13 protein-coding genes and 1 tRNA gene are annotated in these 18714 nt (G+C 49.8%); 13 read left to right on the forward strand and 1 reads right to left on the reverse strand.

Going from position 1 to position 18714, the window contains the following annotated elements:
* Window positions 1–55: 55 nt before the first annotated feature.
* Window positions 56–1057 carry a bile acid:sodium symporter family protein gene (locus HMPREF9443_RS07335; protein WP_040565253.1) on the reverse strand — a complete coding sequence of 334 codons (1002 nt, stop codon included), beginning with the start codon at window positions 1055–1057 and terminating at the stop codon, window positions 56–58.
* Window positions 1058–1269: 212 nt separating this feature from the next.
* Between HMPREF9443_RS07335 and HMPREF9443_RS07340 the strand changes: the two genes are divergently transcribed.
* The 13 genes from HMPREF9443_RS07340 to HMPREF9443_RS07400 all read left to right on the forward strand — a co-directional run bounded on the left by HMPREF9443_RS07340 (window position 1270) and on the right by HMPREF9443_RS07400 (window position 18085).
* Entirely contained in the window at window positions 1270–1887 is a 618-nt protein-coding gene (locus HMPREF9443_RS07340; RefSeq protein ID WP_021719762.1) for a YigZ family protein, read from the forward strand.
* Between the two features lie 167 nt (window positions 1888–2054).
* A complete protein-coding gene (gene dnaB, locus HMPREF9443_RS07345) occupies window positions 2055–3407 on the forward strand; it encodes a replicative DNA helicase (RefSeq protein ID WP_040565258.1) in 1353 nt (450 codons plus the stop codon).
* Between the two features lie 338 nt (window positions 3408–3745).
* Window positions 3746–5038 carry an adenylosuccinate lyase gene (purB, locus tag HMPREF9443_RS07350; protein ID WP_009145944.1) on the forward strand — a complete coding sequence of 431 codons (1293 nt, stop codon included), beginning with the start codon at window positions 3746–3748 and terminating at the stop codon, window positions 5036–5038.
* 22 nt (window positions 5039–5060) lie between these two features.
* Window positions 5061–6350, forward strand: a complete 1290-nt coding sequence (locus HMPREF9443_RS07355; protein WP_009145945.1) for an adenylosuccinate synthase — start codon at window positions 5061–5063, stop codon at window positions 6348–6350.
* Window positions 6351–6452: 102 nt separating this feature from the next.
* A tRNA-Lys gene (locus tag HMPREF9443_RS07360) sits at window positions 6453–6528 on the forward strand.
* Window positions 6529–6699: 171 nt separating this feature from the next.
* Entirely contained in the window at window positions 6700–7653 is a 954-nt protein-coding gene (locus HMPREF9443_RS07365; protein ID WP_040565254.1) for a 2-hydroxyacid dehydrogenase, read from the forward strand.
* A 7-nt stretch (window positions 7654–7660) separates the two neighbouring features.
* Window positions 7661–10144: a LuxR C-terminal-related transcriptional regulator gene (locus HMPREF9443_RS07370; protein WP_009145947.1), complete on the forward strand. Its 2484-nt coding sequence runs from the start codon at window positions 7661–7663 to the stop codon at window positions 10142–10144.
* Between the two features lie 97 nt (window positions 10145–10241).
* Window positions 10242–10925 carry a flagellar hook assembly protein FlgD gene (locus HMPREF9443_RS07375; RefSeq protein ID WP_009145948.1) on the forward strand — a complete coding sequence of 228 codons (684 nt, stop codon included), beginning with the start codon at window positions 10242–10244 and terminating at the stop codon, window positions 10923–10925.
* A gap of 13 nt (window positions 10926–10938) precedes the next feature.
* Window positions 10939–12357, forward strand: a complete 1419-nt coding sequence (locus tag HMPREF9443_RS07380) for an Ig-like domain-containing protein (RefSeq protein ID WP_009145949.1) — start codon at window positions 10939–10941, stop codon at window positions 12355–12357.
* A gap of 349 nt (window positions 12358–12706) precedes the next feature.
* Window positions 12707–13600, forward strand: a complete 894-nt coding sequence (locus tag HMPREF9443_RS07385) for a radical SAM protein (protein WP_040565256.1) — start codon at window positions 12707–12709, stop codon at window positions 13598–13600.
* Between the two features lie 28 nt (window positions 13601–13628).
* Entirely contained in the window at window positions 13629–14549 is a 921-nt protein-coding gene (locus HMPREF9443_RS07390) for an NlpC/P60 family protein (protein ID WP_009145951.1), read from the forward strand.
* A gap of 51 nt (window positions 14550–14600) precedes the next feature.
* Window positions 14601–16481 carry a sigma-54-dependent Fis family transcriptional regulator gene (locus tag HMPREF9443_RS07395; protein WP_009145952.1) on the forward strand — a complete coding sequence of 627 codons (1881 nt, stop codon included), beginning with the start codon at window positions 14601–14603 and terminating at the stop codon, window positions 16479–16481.
* 308 nt (window positions 16482–16789) lie between these two features.
* Complete coding sequence (locus tag HMPREF9443_RS07400) at window positions 16790–18085, forward strand: ATP-binding protein (protein ID WP_040565257.1); 1296 nt, start codon at window positions 16790–16792, stop codon at window positions 18083–18085.
* Window positions 18086–18714 lie beyond the last annotated feature (629 nt).

The following is an 18714-nucleotide window of genomic DNA, read 5'->3' on the forward strand; positions in this document are numbered from 1 at the left end:
CTGTTTAAGGTTGGGTTTTGTCCCAGCCTCTTAATAATTTTCAACCAAATTTAATTTAATCCTTGGCAGGTTCTGCTTCTACAGCTTCTTCCTTAGCGTAATCCGGGTCAAATTTCGGATTCAGGTAGTTTTGGTAAGCCCATGCCAAAAGTGCACCGGAAATATTGTGCCATGCGGAGAATACTGCGCCGGGAACGGTTGCGGCAGGCAGAGCAGCGAAGTGTGCTTTTGCCAGGCCGGTTGCCAGACCGGAGTTTTGCATACCAACTTCGATGGACAGAGCAACAGCCTTTTTCCAGCTGAGGCCGGTGAAGCGGGCGATGGCAAAGCCAAGAGCGTAACCGCAGCAGTTATGCAGAATAACTACCAGCAGAATCAGGCCGGGAGCCTTCAGAATCAGGTCGCGGCTGGCGCCGATAACACCTGCGATAATCAGAGAAATTGCAATGGAGGATACAGCTGGCAGATAGTCGGTTGCTGCTTCGGCAAGCTTGGGCAGGAAGGATTTAACAGCCAGACCTAAGCAGATAGGCAGAATAACGATTTGGACGATGCTCCAGAACATGCCTACCGGATCGAAGTTAATCTTTTCACCGATAATCATGTAGGTGATGAACGGAGTCAGAATCGGAGAAAGTACAGTGGAAACACTGGTCATGGTTACGGAAAGTGCAACGTCGCCCTTGGACATAAAGGTGATTACGTTGGAGGAGGTACCGCCGGGGCAGGTGCCTACCAGTACAACACCGGTGGTCAGTGCCGGGTCCAGATTGAAGGCAACGGACAGCAGGTATGCCAAGAAGGGCATTACGAAATACTGAGCGCAGCAGCCGATGAGAATATCAAGCGGGCGTTTAAGAACAAGTGCGAAGTCCTTCAGGTTCAGTGTGGTGCCCATGCCGAACATTACGATACCGAGCATGCAGCTCAGAACGCTGATGCCGTGTACCTTGCCTAATACCCACAAAAAGTTCTGCGGCATTGTGAGGCCGAGAACCAGAAAAACGATGGCGATGATGCCAAAGAATTTGCCGATTAAAGCACAAAATTGTTTCATTATGAAATTACCTCTTTCCCTTAATAAAAAATAATAATTTATGAAGAGTAGCATCAATGCTCTCTCCTTTGTCTGTAATGTCCACTATTATAACAAAGACAGAAGAGGAAATAAAGAGTTTGCTGTAAAAAACTGTAAAAAATTTTAAAAACGGTGGAATTGTGTTATAATGTTAATATAAATTGCGAAAAATACGGACGGAGGTACGCTACTTGTATACTATAAGCAGAGATTACCGTAAAGAAATTGTGATTGAAAAATCACGTTTTATCTGCTCGCTGAAAAAGGTGCACAGTGAAGCAGAGGCTCAGGAGTTCATTAAGGCCGTAAAAAAAGAGTTCTGGGATGCAACGCACAACTGCTCCGCCTATATCGTGGATGATCTGGCACAGCGCTCCAGTGACGATGGCGAGCCGAGCGGTACTGCCGGTATTCCGATGCTGGAGGTGCTGCGTAAGAACGGACTGACGGAAACAGCAGCCGTGGTGACACGTTACTTCGGAGGCATTAAGCTAGGCGCAGGCGGACTTGTGCGTGCTTACAGCGGCAGCGTGGCAGGCGCGGTGAAGGAAGCTGGCTTGGCACAGAAAATTTTGCTGGGCTATTACAGCTTTTTATATGATGTGAACAGTGTCGGCCGCATTCTGAATGTGCTTTATCAGCAGCAGCTGTTTGAAATTGCCGATGTGCAGTACGACCTGCGCGCCAAGGTTATCCTCAAAATGCGCGCGGAGCAAAAGGCAGAGGCCGAGGCTTGGCTGACAGAGAACCTCAATCAGCAGATAGAGCTGGAGCAGGAGGGCACAGAGTTCGCTGAGGTGGCGCTGTAGCTTTTAATAGGAAAAACTATACGAACAACCTCCCTTAGGCTATTGCTTGCGGGAGGTTGTTTTTGTTTTAGCATTGATACTGTTCAAATAAAAAGCTTTCAGCTTTGTAGCAAATAATGTATAATAATATGAATGAAAAGATTACTGACAGGAGGTAGAAGCGAGTGATTGAAGAAAGAGTGCCACCGCAAAATATAGAAGCGGAGCAGGCTGTGCTGGGTGCGATGCTGATTGATAAAGAAGCTATTGCCAAGGCGACCGAAGTGCTGTCGGCAGATGACTTTTACCGCGAGGCGCATCGTGTTATTTTTAGTGCGATGCTGGAGCTTTATAATAAGAATGAAGCAGTAGATATGGTTACTGTGACAGAAATCCTCAAGCGTGACAATAAGCTGGAGGACATTGGCGGCATCGCCTACATCACCAGTCTGGCGAATGTGGTGCTGACGGCGGCTAACGTTAAGTACCATGCGGAGATTGTTGCTGAAAAGTCGGTTCTGCGCCAGCTTGTGCGCGTTTCTACCGAAATTGCGGCTATGGGCTATGAGGCCAACGAGGATGTCGGTACGCTGCTGGATACTGCGGAAAGCCGTATCCTGGAGATTTCCAACCGTAAGAAAAAGAATGATTTTACAGCGATTAATGATATTTTGATGGACAGCGTGCAGAGCATCGAAAGTCTGCTGCAGAACAAGGGCGGTCTTACAGGTCTGCCGGCAGGCTTTGCGGATTTGGATAAGCTGACGAGCGGTCTGCATCCTTCTGATTTTATTATTCTGGCAGCGCGTCCTTCCATGGGTAAAACTGCGCTGGCGCTGAACATTGTGCAGAACGTAGCGCTGCGTGCGCACAAGGTTATCGGCGGTGAACCGCGCAGTGTAGCCTTCTTTAGCCTGGAAATGAGCAAGGAGCAGCTGGTTAACCGTATGCTTTGCGCCGAAGCAGGCATCGACAGCCAGCGCCTGCGCGTAGGCGAGATGCATGACGAGGACTGGACGCACCTTTGGGATGCCTGCGATACGATGAGCCGTGCGAAAATTTATATTGATGATACAGCAGGCATTACGGCGATGGATATGCGCAGCCGTGCACGCCGCCTGAAGGCAGAGCATGGCCTGGATTTGATTGTTGTCGATTACCTGCAGCTGATGCAGGGCAGCGGCAAGCGCAATAATTCCGGCGACCGCCAGCAGGAGGTTTCGGAAATCTCCCGCTCGCTGAAGGCGTTGGCGCGTGAGCTGGATGTGCCGGTGCTGGCGCTGTCACAGCTGAGCCGTAGCGTTGAATCGCGTCAGGTTAAGCGTCCCATGCTCAGTGACCTGCGTGAATCCGGTTCTCTGGAGCAGGATGCGGATATCGTAGCATTCCTGTACCGCGAGGATTACTACAATCCGGAAACGGAAAACAAGCACACCGAGCTGATTATTGCTAAGCATCGTAACGGTCCGGTAGATACCGTTAATCTGTTCTTCCAAAAGCAGTTTACCAAATTTGTCGGCTTTACGAAGCGCGAAAGCTGAGAATAGAATACAGCGACATAATAAAAGTCCCGGGATTTTAACATCTCGGGACTTTTTGAGTATTGCATGGAGCATTGCCTGATGGGTGTTAAAAGCGTGAAATTTATTCTCTTGGCAAAAGATTTTTTCTGATAAGTGTAAAAAAGCTTACAAGGAAGCTGCGAAGAAAAACCGAATATTTTACCTAAAATCAACAAAAAATGTTCATAAAGCTTGCGATAAGACGCGGAAAATGATATGATATTTATGCAACAAAGTGTAGTGAAGAATCTGAAGGTAATATCTGTGGCTTTCAGATGTTTTTTCATGAATAAAATTGTCTTGGGAGGCATACAAAAATGATTGATCGTTATACTCATCCTGAAATGGGTAATATCTGGACACTCGAAAATGAATTCCGTACCATGCTGAAGGTAGAAATTCTGGCTTGCGAGGCTATGAACAAACTGGGCATTGTGCCTGACGAAGCGCTGAAGGATATTCAGACGAAGGCTGACTTCCGTCTGGACCGCATTAAGGAAATTGAAGCAGTTACCAACCATGATGTTATTGCTTTCCTGACTAATGTGGCTGAGTATGTAGGTGATGCGTCCAAATACATTCACAAAGGCCTGACCTCCAGCGACGTAAAGGATACTGCACTGTGCTACATGACTGTACAATCCGCAGACCTGATTATGCGTCATCTGGTAAACTTCCATGAAATTCTGCGCCGTCGTGCCGCTGAATTCAAATATACCGTTATGATCGGCCGTACTCACGGCATCCACGCAGAACCGATGACCTTCGGTATGAAATTCCTGCTGTGGTCCGCTGAAATCGAGCGTGACATCGAACGTCTGAAACAAGCGCGTGAAATGATGGCAGTCGGCAAGCTGTCCGGTGCTGTAGGCACTTACTCCAACATCGATCCGTTTGTAGAAAAATATGTCTGCGAAAAGCTGGAGCTCACTCCGGTACGCCTGGCAACTCAGGTTATCCAACGTGACCGTCATGCACATTTCATGACTACTCTGGCAATCATCGGTTCCTCTCTGGATAAGATGGCAACCGAAATCCGTAACCTGCAACGTACCGATATCCGTGAAGCTGAAGAATATTTTGCACCCGGCCAAAAGGGTTCTTCCGCTATGCCGCATAAACGTAATCCTATCACCTGCGAAAAGGTTTCCGGTATGGCTCGCCTGCTGCGCGGCTATGCAGTAGCAGCTCTGGAGGATGTAACCCTGTGGCATGAACGCGATATCTCCCATTCTTCCGTAGAACGCGTTATTCTGCCGGACGCAACTATTGCTCTGGACCATATGCTGCGTAAATTCTCCAACATCATCGACAAGCTGCTGGTATATCCTGATGCAATGATTGCCAACATGAACAAAACCGGCGGTCTGATTTTCAGCCAAAACCTGCTGATTGCTCTGGTTACCAAAGGTGTACTGCGTGAGGACGCTTACAAATGGGTACAACGCAACGCTATGGCACGCTGGCTGCAAGGCGCTGACTTCAAGACCAACGTTGAAGCTGACCCGGATATCAAGAAATATCTGACTGACGAAGAGGTTGAGCATTGCTTCGATCCGAAACCGATGCTGCGCCACGTTGACGAGATTTTTGCTAGATTTGGTTTATAATTTTGATAAGGAGTGACTGCTAATGTCATCTGTTGTAGTTTTAGGCGCCCAATGGGGCGATGAGGGTAAAGGTAAAATTGTTGACTATTTGGCGCAAAAGGCTGACGCTGTAGTTCGTTACAGCGGCGGCTCCAATGCAGGCCATACCGTTGTAGTTAACAACATTAATTATAAGCTGCGTCTGCTGCCCTCCGGTGTACTGTTCAATGATAAGACTAACGTTCTGGGCAACGGCGTTGTAATCAACCCCGGCGTTGTGCTGGCTGAAATCGCCGGCATGAAGGAAAAGGGCATTGATTGCAGCAATCTGGTTATTTCTGACCGTGCACACGTTGTTCTGCCGTATCATCAACGTCTTGATGAGCTGCAGGAGGAAGCACTGGGCAATCACAAAATCGGCACCACCAAAGGCGGCATCGGTCCCTGCTACATGGATAAGGTTGCTCGCGTAGGCATCCGTATCTGCGATCTGATGGAACCCGAAACCTTTGCTGATAAGCTGAAGGTTAATCTGGAAGCAAAAAATGCTATTATCACCAAAATTTACGGTGCAGAACCGTTTGACTATGATACCGTACTGAAGGAATATCTGGCTTATGCAGAAGAGCTGCGTCCGTACGTTGCCGATACCGGCGTTGTTATGGATGAGCTGTTCAGCGCCGGCAAAAACGTTCTGTTTGAAGGCGCACAGGCTACCTTCCTCGATATCGACCATGGTACCTATCCGTATGTTACCAGCTCCAACCCGACTGCAGGTAATGCCTGCACCGGCAGTGGCGTAGGTCCCCGCTTCATCGACCATGTTGTCGGCGTAGTTAAGGCTTATACCACCCGCGTTGGTGAAGGTCCCTTCATCACCGAGCTGCTGGATACAGACGGCCCCGGCAACCAAATCCGCGAAACCGGCCATGAATACGGCACCGTAACCGGTCGTCCGCGTCGCTGCGGCTGGCTGGATGCTTTCATGCTGCGTTACAGCGCACGCCTGAACAGCCTGGATTATCTGGCAATTACCCGTCTGGATATCCTCGACAATATGCCGAAGATTAAAATGTGCGTTGGCTACAAGATTGGCGATGAGGTTCTCAAACGCATTCCTGCAAGCCTGAACGTTTTGGCTAAGGTTGAGCCGATTTTCGAAGAGTTCGACGGCTGGATGACCGACATCAGCGGCATCCGTAACTATGACGAGCTGCCGGAAAACGCTAAAAAATATCTGGCTAAAATCAGCGAGGTATCCGGTGTTGAGCTGGGTATTATCTCCGTTGGTCCTAACCGCGAGCAGACTATCGTTCTGAAAGAGCTGCTGTAAGCTTAGGCTGCTGAAAAAACAGCAAAAATATTTTAAAAAAGTACTTGACTTTCCTTGCGCTAGTCTGTATAATATTAATGTTGCTAATTTATGGTAACAAATGATTCACTAGCTCAGTTGGTAGAGCACCTGACTTTTAATCAGGGTGTCCCGAGTTCGAGTCTCGGGTGGATCACCAACGAAAATATGCCGTTCTTCGAAAGAAGAACGGCTTTTTTGTATTTGCGGATGCAAATATTTATAAAGGCGGACGCAGGCCCTGAAAAATTCTTCCTTGCTAATCAATTCCTACAGTAGTAATATGTAAGTGATAAGCAAAAATTTTATAGACTTTTTCGGAGGTGCTTTGATGAAAATAGTAGTTATGGAGCCGTTAGGCGTAAAGATGGAGCTGATTAATGCACTGGCAGCGCCGCTGCAGGCTGCAGGTCATGATTTTGTATATTATACTGAGAAGGACACCGACCAGACGAAGCTGCTGGCACGTGTGCAGCAGGCCGATATTATCATGCTGGCTAATCAGCCGCTAAGTGCGGAGATTATCAACGCCTGCCATAATTTGAAAATGCTGTCTGTAGCCTTTACCGGTGTAGACCATATTGCGCTGGCTGCCTGCCGTGAGCGCGGAATTGCAGTGTGCAACGCTGCAGGCTATTCCACCAATGCGGTAGCAGAGCTGACCTTCGGCCTGGCTATCAGCGTTATCCGCAACATCGTTCCCTGTGATGCACGCTGCCGTCAGGCAGGAACGAAGGATGGGCTGGTAGGCTTTGAGCTTTTTGGCAAGACCTTCGGCGTAGTCGGCACCGGTGCGATTGGCAGCAGAGTGGCGAAGCTTGCCACTGCCTTCGGCTGCAGGGTGCTGGCCTACAGCCGTACTCCGAAGGCAGAGCTGCAGGCTGACGGTGTAAGCTATGTCAGCCTGGACGAGCTTTTGGCTGCCAGCGATTTTGTCAGCCTGCATGTGCCGCTGACGGACGCAACCCGCGGACTGATTAATGCCGAGGCTATTGCCAAGATGAAGCCGACTGCCGTACTGCTGAATACTGCGCGCGGTCCTGTTGTGGACAGCGAGGCGCTGGCACAGGCGCTGAACGAAGGAAGATTGGCGGGCGCAGGCATTGATGTGTTTGAGGGCGAGCCGCCGATTGCGCCGGAGCATCCTCTGTGCCATGCAAAGAACACCGTGCTGACACCGCACGTGGCCTTCGCCAGCGCCGAAGCACTGGCTGCACGTGCCGATATCGTTTTTGCCAACATCGAAAAATGGCTGGCAGGAGCACCGCAGAACGTAATTAAGTAAAAACACTATGAAAAGGCTCAATAATTTATATTATTCCAAGAGAATAAAAGAGCTTTTGGCAGAGCTGCAGACAGCGGGAACAACGCTGGTTGTTGCTCCCATGGGCTACGGTAAAACACTGGCAGTGCAGTACTTTTTGCAGGAGCAGGAGCGCTGCGGCAAAAAGGTACTGCGCCAGAGTATTTACGGCGCCGGTGCCGAGGCCTTCTGGCAGGGAGTGTGCCACAGCTGGCAAAATACGGAGCTGGGCGCTGCGCTGCTGCAGCAGTCTTTGCCTGCCGATGCCAACGCCAAAACGCTGGTACTGGAGCTGTTCCGTCAGCTGCTGCCGCAGGAGCCTGTCTATTGGTTTATAGATGATTTGCATCTGTTGGAGAGCAGCGAGGCAATTGACTTTCTCTTTGCTCTGAGCAAGGCAGGCTTTGCTGATTTGCATCTGCTGCTGGTAAGCAGAGGGCAGATTTTTGACGGCAACCGTCTGCTGGAGCTGGGACGTAAGGTCTTTTGCCTTGATAAGCATGACCTGGCGCTGCAGCGTGACGAGCTGGCGGAATACAGCAGCAGATGCGGCCTGCAGCTTACGGCGCAGCAGCTGGATGCTTTGCATGAGGCCTGCGAGGGCTGGTTTTCCGTTACCTATCTTAACTTTTTGAACTACGACAGGTATCAGCGCTTTTGCCTTGATACAGGCAGCGTTTATGAGATGATAGCCAATGTACTGCTGCGGCCGCTGCCGTCGGAGCAGCAGCGCTTGCTGCTGCTTATGGGGCAGCCGGAGGAATTTACACCGGAGCAGGTGGCCTATGCCTATGGCACAAGCTGCAGAGAGTCTGTAGGCAGGCTGCTGGAATGCAACGCCTTTATTATCAGGCTGGCTAACGGCAGACTGCGGTGTCATCATATGCTGAAGCAGGCAACGCGCCATGCCTTCGGCCTGCTGCCGGAGGCTGAGCAGCAAATGTACTTCCGCCGTTTGGGACAATGGTACGCACAGCAGAAGGAGTACGAGGAAGCGTTGGACTGGCTGTACCGCGGCCGTGATTTTGACGGCCTGCTGGCTGCAGTGCAGCAGCTGCGCGACTGGTCGATGCACCCGCAGCACAGGCAGCATCTCTTCGACTGGCTGTGCGAATGTCCGCCGGAAATCTTGTGGCAGTATCCGCAGGCGGTGCTGATAATTATGCGGCGCATGTTTTCGCTGAATATGGTGCCGGAAATGCTGCAGGTTAAGGAATGGTATGTAACGGCGCTGGAGCGCAATACTGCGCTTAGCCAGCGTGAGCGCGATAATTATTACGGCGAGCTGGAGGTTATCCTGAGCTTTTTGGCCTTCAACAGCATCACCGGTATGAGCGAGCATCATCGGCGTGCCTACAAGCTGCTGAGCGGCGCTCCGCAGACGCTCAGCAAGCAGGGCATCTGGACCTTCGGCGCGCCCAGTGTTCTGGGGCTGTATTTGCGCACGGGCTGCAGTCTGCGGCAGACGGTTGAGGATATGCAGGAGTGTATGCCGCCGTACTATCTGCTGAGCGGCTGGCACGGTGCCGGAGCCGCCGAGCTGACGGAGGCGGAAGCACTTTTGCTGCAGGGACGCATCGACGAAATGGATATGCCTCTGCAGAAGGCGTATTATCAGGCGGAAAAGCATGGGCAGGAGTGCATTACTATCTGCTGTGATTTTCTGGAGATGCAGCGCGATCTTTTCCGCGGCGTTTACAGCAGTAAGGCAGAGGCGTACAGCCGCCATCAGTGGCAACTGCAGCCTTGGAAGCAGAGCATGCTGCTGAATAGTGCCGATATGTGCGCCGGCTTTTACTATGCATTGCTGGGCAAGCCGGAATATATCCCAAGCTGGCTGACGGACGGAAACGGACAGCAGCCTTCGGTGCTTTATCCGGCGCGTCCCTGCCGCAACTATATCAGTGCCCAGTGCCTGCTGGCACAAGGGCAGTATACGGAGCTTTTGGTGCGCTGGTCCGACTGGGAGCAGGAATGCCGTCCCTACAGTAATTTTTTGTGCCTGCTGTATTTGCAGGTGCAAAGGGCGGCGGCCTTTGCCGGCAGAGGCGATGTAACGAGCTGCCGCGCTTCGCTGAAGCAGGCGCTGGCAATGGCTGAGGCGGATAAGCTTGTGCTGCCGTTGGCACAGAACATAGCGCTGCTGCGTCCTTATCTGGAGCAGGAGGCTCAGGGTGAATACTCGGCAGCGGCGGCAGCGGCGCTGCACCTGGGACAGCAGATGGAGGCGGGCCGGGGGCAGATTATGTCCGCACGCTTTGCCGAAGCAGGCCTGCAGGAGCTGACGGAGCAGGAGCTGCAGATAGCGCAGCTGGCGGCGGCACGCCATACGAACAGGGAGATTGCGCAAAGATTGTCGCTGTCGGAGGGGACGATTAAGCAATATCTCAACAAAATTTTTGCCAAGCTGCAGATTGATGCGGCGGCCAAAAATAAAAGACATCAGCTGGAGCGCTTTTTCTCCAACTCTTAACTAAAGGTTACTTATAGTTAATATTGACCCGGTATATACTGTAAATGAAGAAGTATATGCCGGGTCTTTTTATATCCGGCGGTTAGGAGGCGGAAAAATGAAACGGCTGAAGGTTGTGCTCGTGGCGTGCCTGGCAATGCTCGTGGCTTTTACGGCATTGGCGTGGGCGGCGACGCAGTACAAAACAACAATTAAGGTAAACGGTACAAAGCTGAATGTGCAGCGCTATGTAGAGGGCAAGGGGCCTATGAAGGATAAGGCGGTGCTGCTCAACAAGGATAATAAGGTTGTTGTGCGCTGGAAGCAGCGCGAGCTGAAAAAATGGTACTATGACGGTGATAAATATTTCCGCTTTGTACCATACAGCTATGATATGAAAAATCTGAAGCCCGGCAGATATCGCTTGGTAACGACCAGCAGCTTCGGCAAGGGCGGTGCGGTTAAAAAGACAGTCAACATCAGCTACAAGCCGCAGAGCAAGATGCAGTTCCGTGCGTCCAAGATTATCCGCAAGGGCAACGGCGATGTTTACCAGCGCCTGTATTTTAAAAAGAATAATTCCACGGGCAAGACCTGCTATGCCCAGATTTTCAATAAAAACAACAAGCTGGTTTACAGCACGAAATATAAGGCAAGAAATGCCAATCAGGATTTTGCTTTCAGCTGGAACGGCTGGGCGAGCGGCAACAGCGGCAAAAAATGTGCTAAGGGCGTATATACCGTGAAGTATTGGATGGACGGCGTTAATCCCAAAACTGCCAAATTCCGTCTGAGCATTTGAGGAGGGGAGCATAATGAAAGAAAAAATGATGCGTATTATCGTAACTGTTATGCTTACCCTGCTGCTGTGCAGCCTGACGCTGCTGGCAGGCGCCGCCTCCAAAAATGACTGGAAGAATACGGCAGGCTGCTATGTGTGGACCGAAAGCAGCCAGTATAATAACGGCGTGCTGAATATCAAGCCCTTGGGCGACGATAAATACCTTTACGAGCTGAAGGTTATGCGTGGCAGCGAGGAAGAGGACAGTGCGGAGGATTTCGTTACTGCCGGTGTTTTTGAAATTAATGAGGACGGCGACGGTATTGCCGAGGTAGATTACCAAAATAATGATACGGTAGAGCTGCGCTTTGTGCTGAAGGATAAGAGCATTACCGCCTATCAGGACGGACCGCTGCCGCTTGATGTTCAGGGTGAATACAGATTCAACGAGGACAGCTTTGATGTATCCGAGGCTGCGGCCGCCGCGCTGCTTGCCGGCCTGCCGGAAAAGCAGACAGGCTTGCCGGAGGATGCTGATGATTATAAGCTGCTCTATGCGGAGGAGCCTGTGGACGGCTGGTTCTACCAGCTGACGGCGCTGGATGATGAGGGCAAGGTTATTGCCAAATTTTTGGTAGCTGCCGATTTGAGTGCTGTGTACCGCAACGATAAGGAGGATGAGGTAAGCCTTATTTACGGTGACCCGATTAATATGCTGGCGGCCAAAAGAGCACCGCTCGTAGAGGAAGATGAGCTGGAAGGCCCTGCAATCGAAAGCGGCGAGCTTGAAGGTGACGAGGATGCGCCCGACCTGCCTGCAACCGCAGCTTCCGAGCTTAGCCCGCTGGTGACGGTGGCTCCGGAGGAGGCCAGCCTGAAGGTGGGCGAGCGTACACGCATAGTTGCTTCGCTGCCGGGCTGCGTAGGCTATAATGTAACGGATCTGCGTTCTTCTAACAGTGATATAGTAAAGGTGGACGGCGATGTGCAGCTTTTGGCTGTGAAGCCGGGAACTGCGACAATTACCGGCAAGCTGCTGCTGGAAAAGGGCGAAAAGGCCTTTATGACGCAGATTACCGCCTATGAGCCGAAGCTGGAGGCTCCGAATTTGCCGGCGCACTTGGGAATAGACGAGGCGCTGAAGCTGGAGGCCTACGTTGTGGGCGAGGCTGACGGTGTGACACCGGAGTGGAGCGTGAGTGATGAAAAAATTGCCGTTATAGAAGATGGTAAGCTGATCGGCAAGGCTGACGGCGTGGTTACCGTTACGGCAGTCCATGGCGAGCTGAAGAGCCAATGGCCGGTGGCTGTGGGCACTGCGGAGCTGCCTGCTGCCGAGGATGAGGAAGAAAATGAGGATGACGATGACGGCTTTGGCCTGCTGACGATTATCGGCGGCGTAATTATCATCGGTGGTGCTGCTTTCTTCTTCCTGCGCAGAAAACGCAAATGATAAGCTGATGCTGTAAAGCGTTATGCTTACCGAAAAAAGTAATATGGTATGATAGGCGTCTGCCTTTTAGCGCGCCGGCATTTGCCGCCGGCGTGCTTTTTTATGCGTAAATTTGCCTGCCAAAGCACCCTTGCCGTTGCCTGCAGGCGCGGGAAATCACAGTTATTTTACACTCTGATAATGTTTCACAAAATCTCTGTAAAAAAAGTAACAAAAAGTTTTCAGTTAGACGTTACAAATGGTGAAAAATCTAGTATAATATTATTAAAGTGTACTATACTTTACAAAATCTCTGAGATCTCAAACTGGCGCCAAATCAATCAAAGTAAAATGAGGTAGAATAGTAGAAATGTTTTTTGATTCTTATGACACACCAGTCTTCAGACCTCCCAGTGAGGCACGCAGCTTTATTTTGCGCGTTACGCGCGGCTGCGCACATAATAAATGCACCTACTGCAACATGTACAGAGGTGTTCCCTTTCAGATTTTAAAGGATGAAGAAATTTCCCGTCAGATAGCGCTGGCGGCCCATTACGGCAAGAACAAGGTGCGCCGCGTCTTTTTGGCGGACGGCGATGCTTTGGTGCTGCCCACGGCCAAGCTGCTGAAGATTCTGCAGGTGCTGCGCGAGCAGTTTCCACATCTGCAGCGAGTTGCCAGCTATGCTGCGCCCAAGGATATCCTGCGCAAGAGCGAGGAGGAGCTGCGCCAGCTAAAGGAAGCAGGCCTGAAGCTTTTGTATTACGGCATGGAAACAGGCGACGACGCTACGCTGAAGGCTGTCAACAAGGGTGTTGACGGCGAACAGGCGGTAGAAGCGGGACGCAGAGTTACCGCCAGCGGCATGAAGCTTTCCATGATGATTATTCTGGGCCTGGCAGGCGCAGAGGGCAGCGAACGCCACGCACTGGCAACTGCCAAGGCGATTAATATTATCAAGCCGACGCATTTGAGCGCACTTTGCCTGATGCTGTACCGCGGCAGCGAGCTGCTGGACCAGTACGAGGCAGGCAAGTTCAATCCGCTTTCACCGGCGGGCTTGATGCGTGAGCTGAAGCTGATAATAGAAAATATAGATTTGCCTGCGGACAGGCACTGCCTCTTCCGCAGCAACCATGTATCGAACTACGTTCAGCTGGCAGCAACGCTGCCGCATGACAAGCAAAGGCTGCTGCGCGATATTGATTACAGTATTGCTCAGCTCAGCAAGCTGAAAAGCTGGGACGTATATAACTACAATTAATTTTTGATTTTGCATTTGAGCGGGGCTGATGAAGATGAAAAAGAAGCTGGCTTCTGTGCTGACCGTAATCATGCTGGCCTGCAGCCTGCCATGGCAGGCACAGGCTGCAGCGCCTATTGTCAGCAACAAACCGCATAAGGCACCGGTGGCAACGCCGCCGGCCGTAAGCGAGGCGCAGCCTGTGAAGGCGGTGCCGGAGCCTGCTGCCGTCAAAGCCGATACCGCAGCCAAGCCTGCTGCCGAGGTGAAGGCGCCCAAGCAGGCAAAGCCTGAGAAAAAGGCGAAGAAAACCGCAAAGAAAAAGACTAAAAAAACTAAGGAAAAGCAGCAGTCCAAGGTGCAGGTGCAGCAAAGCAACTGGCGCCTGAAGGTGGCACAGCAAAAGCTGCAGGTGCTGGGCTTCAGTGACGAACGCCCCAGCGGACGCATGACGGAGGCTACCAGCAGCGCGCTGAAAAGCTTCCAGAAGCAGCACAAGCTGAAGGCAGACGGCGAGCTGAATGATGCAACCTATCAGAAGCTGACCTGGGAGGCCTTTACTAAGGAGGGCATCCCCAAGGTTAAGGGCAAGGAAATCGTCAGCCGTGCCGCCAAATACAAGGGTGTTCCTTATGTGTTCGGCGGAACTACGACTAAGGGCTTTGACTGCTCCGGCTATGTGCAGCATGTATTTAAGGACTGCAAGGCCAAGCTGCCACGCTTGGCAGACGAGCAGGCGTTACAGGGGATTTTTGTAACGCAGAAGCAGCTGCGGCCCGGCGATTTGGTATTCTTTACCACCTATGCCGCAGGCGCATCGCATGTGGGTATTTATGCCGGTGACGGACAATTTTGGAGCGCATCCTCGTCCAAGGGTGTAATGCTTTCGTCGCTGAAGGACGATTACTGGAAACAACGCTATTATGGAGCACGCCGGGTGTTGATTACGAACGGCGAGGTTTATAAATAAAAGTTCTGCTGACGGCAGCCGACTGCCGGACAGCGGGGGAGGGTATAAAATATGATTCGCGAGAGAAGAAATAAGGATAAGCTTGCTTCTTATTACAGAAAGTTTATGGAAGAGGGCATTGTTGACCCTAACGTGCATCCGTGGGTTGCCGACAGCTGGCAGCGTTGCCGTGCTATGCATCTGCCGCACGAAACCATGCCCAAAATCAACAAGCTGAGCCGCGAGGAGATTATCGCGCACCAAAAGACGCATGAGTTCATTGTCAAATACGTTGACGGTCTTTATGAGCAAAGCAAGCAGCATTTCAATATCCACAACCTGAGCATGCTGCTGATTGATGAAAACGGCTATGTAATCAAAAACTATGCTATGCCGTTCTTCCAACGCATTATCGAGGATATTCAGGGTATGCGCGTTCTGGAGGAGGATGTTGGTACCTCCAGCATCAGCATTGCGCGCGAGCATAATGTGCCCTTTTTGATGTTCGGTCCGGAAATGTGGATTAAGGACAGCCATTCCGGCGATGCCTGCAGTGCGCCTATCTGCGTAAACGGCAAAATCCGCTATATTATTTCCTTCTTTTCCTTGGATCAGAACGATTTGCCCTATGATTTGCTTTTGAGCCTGCTGATGACGATGAAATATTCCATCGAGCAGCATCTGAACATGCTGGAGGCCTGGAGCATTAACCGCATTATGATGGAACAGCTGCCGGTAACCGTTTACTGGCTGGGCAAGGACGGCAGTGTGAAATACTGCAACGAAAACGGCCGCAAGCGTCTGGACGGACATGAGCGCCTGGAGGACGTGTTCCTGAACTACGAGCATATTCCTATCAAAAAAGCGCTGCATGGCGTAGCAACGCAGCGTCGTGAAATTACCTGGATTACTCAGGACAGAACCTTTGAGGATATTACCACTGTTATGCCGATTAAGGTTGGCAGCGAGGTAGAAAGTGCTTTGGTGCTGTCTATGTCCATCGAGGATTTGAAAACAACCATCGCCCATGCAACCGGTTACAGCAGCCGTTACAGCCTGTACAGCATGGTCGGCGAAACCAGCGAATTTTTGGCGCTGCAGCATAAAGCGAGCCGCGTTGCCCGCACCGACCACAACATCCTGCTGCAGGGTGAGCCCGGTACTGGCAAGCAGCGTTTGGCACACGGCATTCATCAGGCCAGCCCCCGCGCTGCCGCTCCGTTGATTGCTGTAAAATGCCACAACGCATCTATGGCAGAGCTGGAGGCCGAATTCTTCGGTACGAATGAGGACGGACAGCAGTCCGCAGGCAAGCTGGAGCTTGCTATCGGCGGTACTCTGTTCCTTGATGAGGTAGAAAAGCTGCCGCTGGAAATGGGCGACAAGCTGGCTGATGCGCTGACGCACGGTCTGCCCGCAACGGAAAAGGGCGGCAAGCCGCGTATGTTTGATGTGCGCGTAATCGCTGCCTGCGATTCCAACCTTAAGCGTTTGGCAGACAAGGGACTTTTCTCCCGTAATCTGTATGAGCTGGTGCTGGATACAACCATGCGCGTGCCGCCTCTGCGCGAGCGCGTGAAGGATATCGAGGTTATCGCTTCGCATATTCTGGTGGAAATGTCCGCACAGCACAACCTGCCGCAAAAACGCCTTTCTCCCGAGGCTGTTTCCCTGCTGCTGTCCTGCAGCTGGCCGGGTAACATTAAGCAGCTGCAGGGTGTTATCGAGCAGGCCTTCTTCCACACTCCCGGCAGCATCATCGAAGCAGAAAATATTAAGCTGCCCGGTGACAAAACTTTGGAGCGCTCCTGGAAGTATGACAAGGAAGCCTTTATTGCCGCCTGGAAATCTGCCGGCGGCAATATCAGCAAGCTGGCAACAATGCTTGATGTCAGCCGTGTAACCTTGTATCGTTATCTGAAGAAGTACGGTTTGGGACCGAAAGCAAAATAAAATTTACCATGAATGCCCTCGAAGCAGGCTTGTCCTGCTTCGGGGGCTTTTGCGTTTTGGCGGATAGTTTCGCGTTGCGAGGCAAGCTTAGAAGAGAAAAATGCAACATGTTGCAAAAATCTCTTGTAGGAATGGTGTTGATGGTGAATATTAGGAAGAAAAAGGCGAATTTAGAAGAGAAAAATGCAACATGTTGCAAAAATCTCTTGTAGAAATGGCATTGAGATTGAATATAGGGAGAAAAAAGGCTATAATAGAAGAGAAAAGTGCAACATGTTGCAAAAATCTCTTCTAAAGAAGGTGAACTAATGGAAATCCGCAGAGATTTTTATTTGGACAAGCTGATAAAACGCAAGCATAACGGGTTGATTAAAATTATTACCGGTATTCGCAGATGCGGTAAATCCTATCTGCTGAACAACATATTTTATCAGCATCTGCTTTCATGCGGTATAGATGATGCGCATATTATCCGTTTTGCTTTCGACTCCGCCGATGATTTGCAAAAGATAGGTGAAAGTCCTATTGCCATGGGAAAGGAAAAGCGTGGCGTAAATCCGGAAAAGTTTATGGCTTATGTTAACAGCAGGCTTGCTGATGAGGGTATGTATTATCTGCTGCTCGATGAGGTACAGGAAATGGATTGCTTCGAAGCTGTGCTTAACGGGTATTTGCGCAAGGCGAATATGGATGTATATGTTACCGGCAGTAATGCTAAATTTCTTTCCAAGGATATTATTACGGAATTTGCCGGACGTGGCGATGAGATGCATATGTATCCGCTTAGCTTTGCCGAATTTATGAGTGTTTATCCCGGTGATAAGTATATGGGCTTGGCGGAATATATGCTTTACGGAGGAATTCCTGCAGTTGTGCTGCGTGAAGGGACTGCCGAAAAGGCTGCCGCTTTGCAGAATTTGTTGAGTGAAATTTATTTGAGTGATATTTATAAGCGCAACCGTATCCGTAATAAGGGAGAAATGGAGGATTTGCTCAATATACTGGCTTCGGCCATTGGCTCTTTAACTAATTATGAAAAGCTGAAAAATACCTTTAAAAGTGTAAAAAAATCCAAAATTACTTCTACGACTATTAAAAAGTATCTGGATTGCCTGGAAGATTCTTTTTTAATTGAAGCAGCTTCGCGCTATGATGTAAAGGGCAAGGCCTATATTGATACTCCGAAAAAATATTATTTTTCTGATCTGGGGTTGCGTAATGCGCGCATTAATTTCCGGCAGTTTGAACAAACTCATTCTATGGAAAATGTAATTTATAATGAGCTTTGCATGCGTGGGTACAGCGTTGATGTGGGTGTAGTGCCTATTGCCGTGAGAGATGACAGCGGTAATGTAGTAAGAAAACAGCTGGAGGTTGATTTTGTCTGCAATATGGGCTCAGTAAGGTACTATATACAGTCTGCATATTCCTTGCCGGATGAAATGAAACGTGCGCAGGAGGTACGCCCCTTGAAAAATATTGATGATACCTTCAAAAAAATTATCATTACCAAGGATATTGTCCCGGCCTATTATGATGAATACGGAATTCTTACCGTGAACATATATGATTTTTTACTGGATTGTGATAGCTTGGAAAAATAAAGCAGTTCGTTTTGGCATTTCAGTTTGATTGCCCCTGAAGCAGGCTTGCCTGCTTCGGGGGCTTTTGCGTTTTTGGAAAGAAAATAATAATTTAAAGAAGAGAAAAGTGCAACATGTTGCAAAAATCTCTTGTAAAAATATTTATAAGATTGAGTAATCATCCGGTAAAGCTGATTTTAGAAGCGAAGAAAAACTTTTTTGATAAAATTATGAAAAAATGCCTGTAAAAAGCAGGTAAACCTTAGCCCGGATGCAGTTTACGACGGTCTTATTGTGCTTTTGAAAAAATAAGCGAGTTAAACTATTAGTACATATTCTCACCTTGCGCAGAAAATATGAAAGTGCTATAATAAAAATTGATCATAATTGTTCGCTTAATTAAAGAAATAGCCGAAAGCTGTGCTTACAACTATTGTTATTGATGCAGGCTGCTTAGTGCTATTGCAGGATAGCAGATGCTTGAAAGCGGGGCAATACTATCGCAGGACAATTACTGAAACAGCTGTTTAACTTGTTTCCACACGTGACAGGTGTTACGTACAGTATATAAATAATAATATTTATGTGTGAGGTGTTTTTTATGAACAAAGTATTCAAAGCTCAAACTTCGCAGGTGCTGAGCACCCGTA

Source organism: Phascolarctobacterium succinatutens YIT 12067, from assembly GCF_000188175.1.
Taxonomy (GTDB): Bacteria; Bacillota; Negativicutes; order Acidaminococcales; family Acidaminococcaceae; genus Phascolarctobacterium_A; species Phascolarctobacterium_A succinatutens.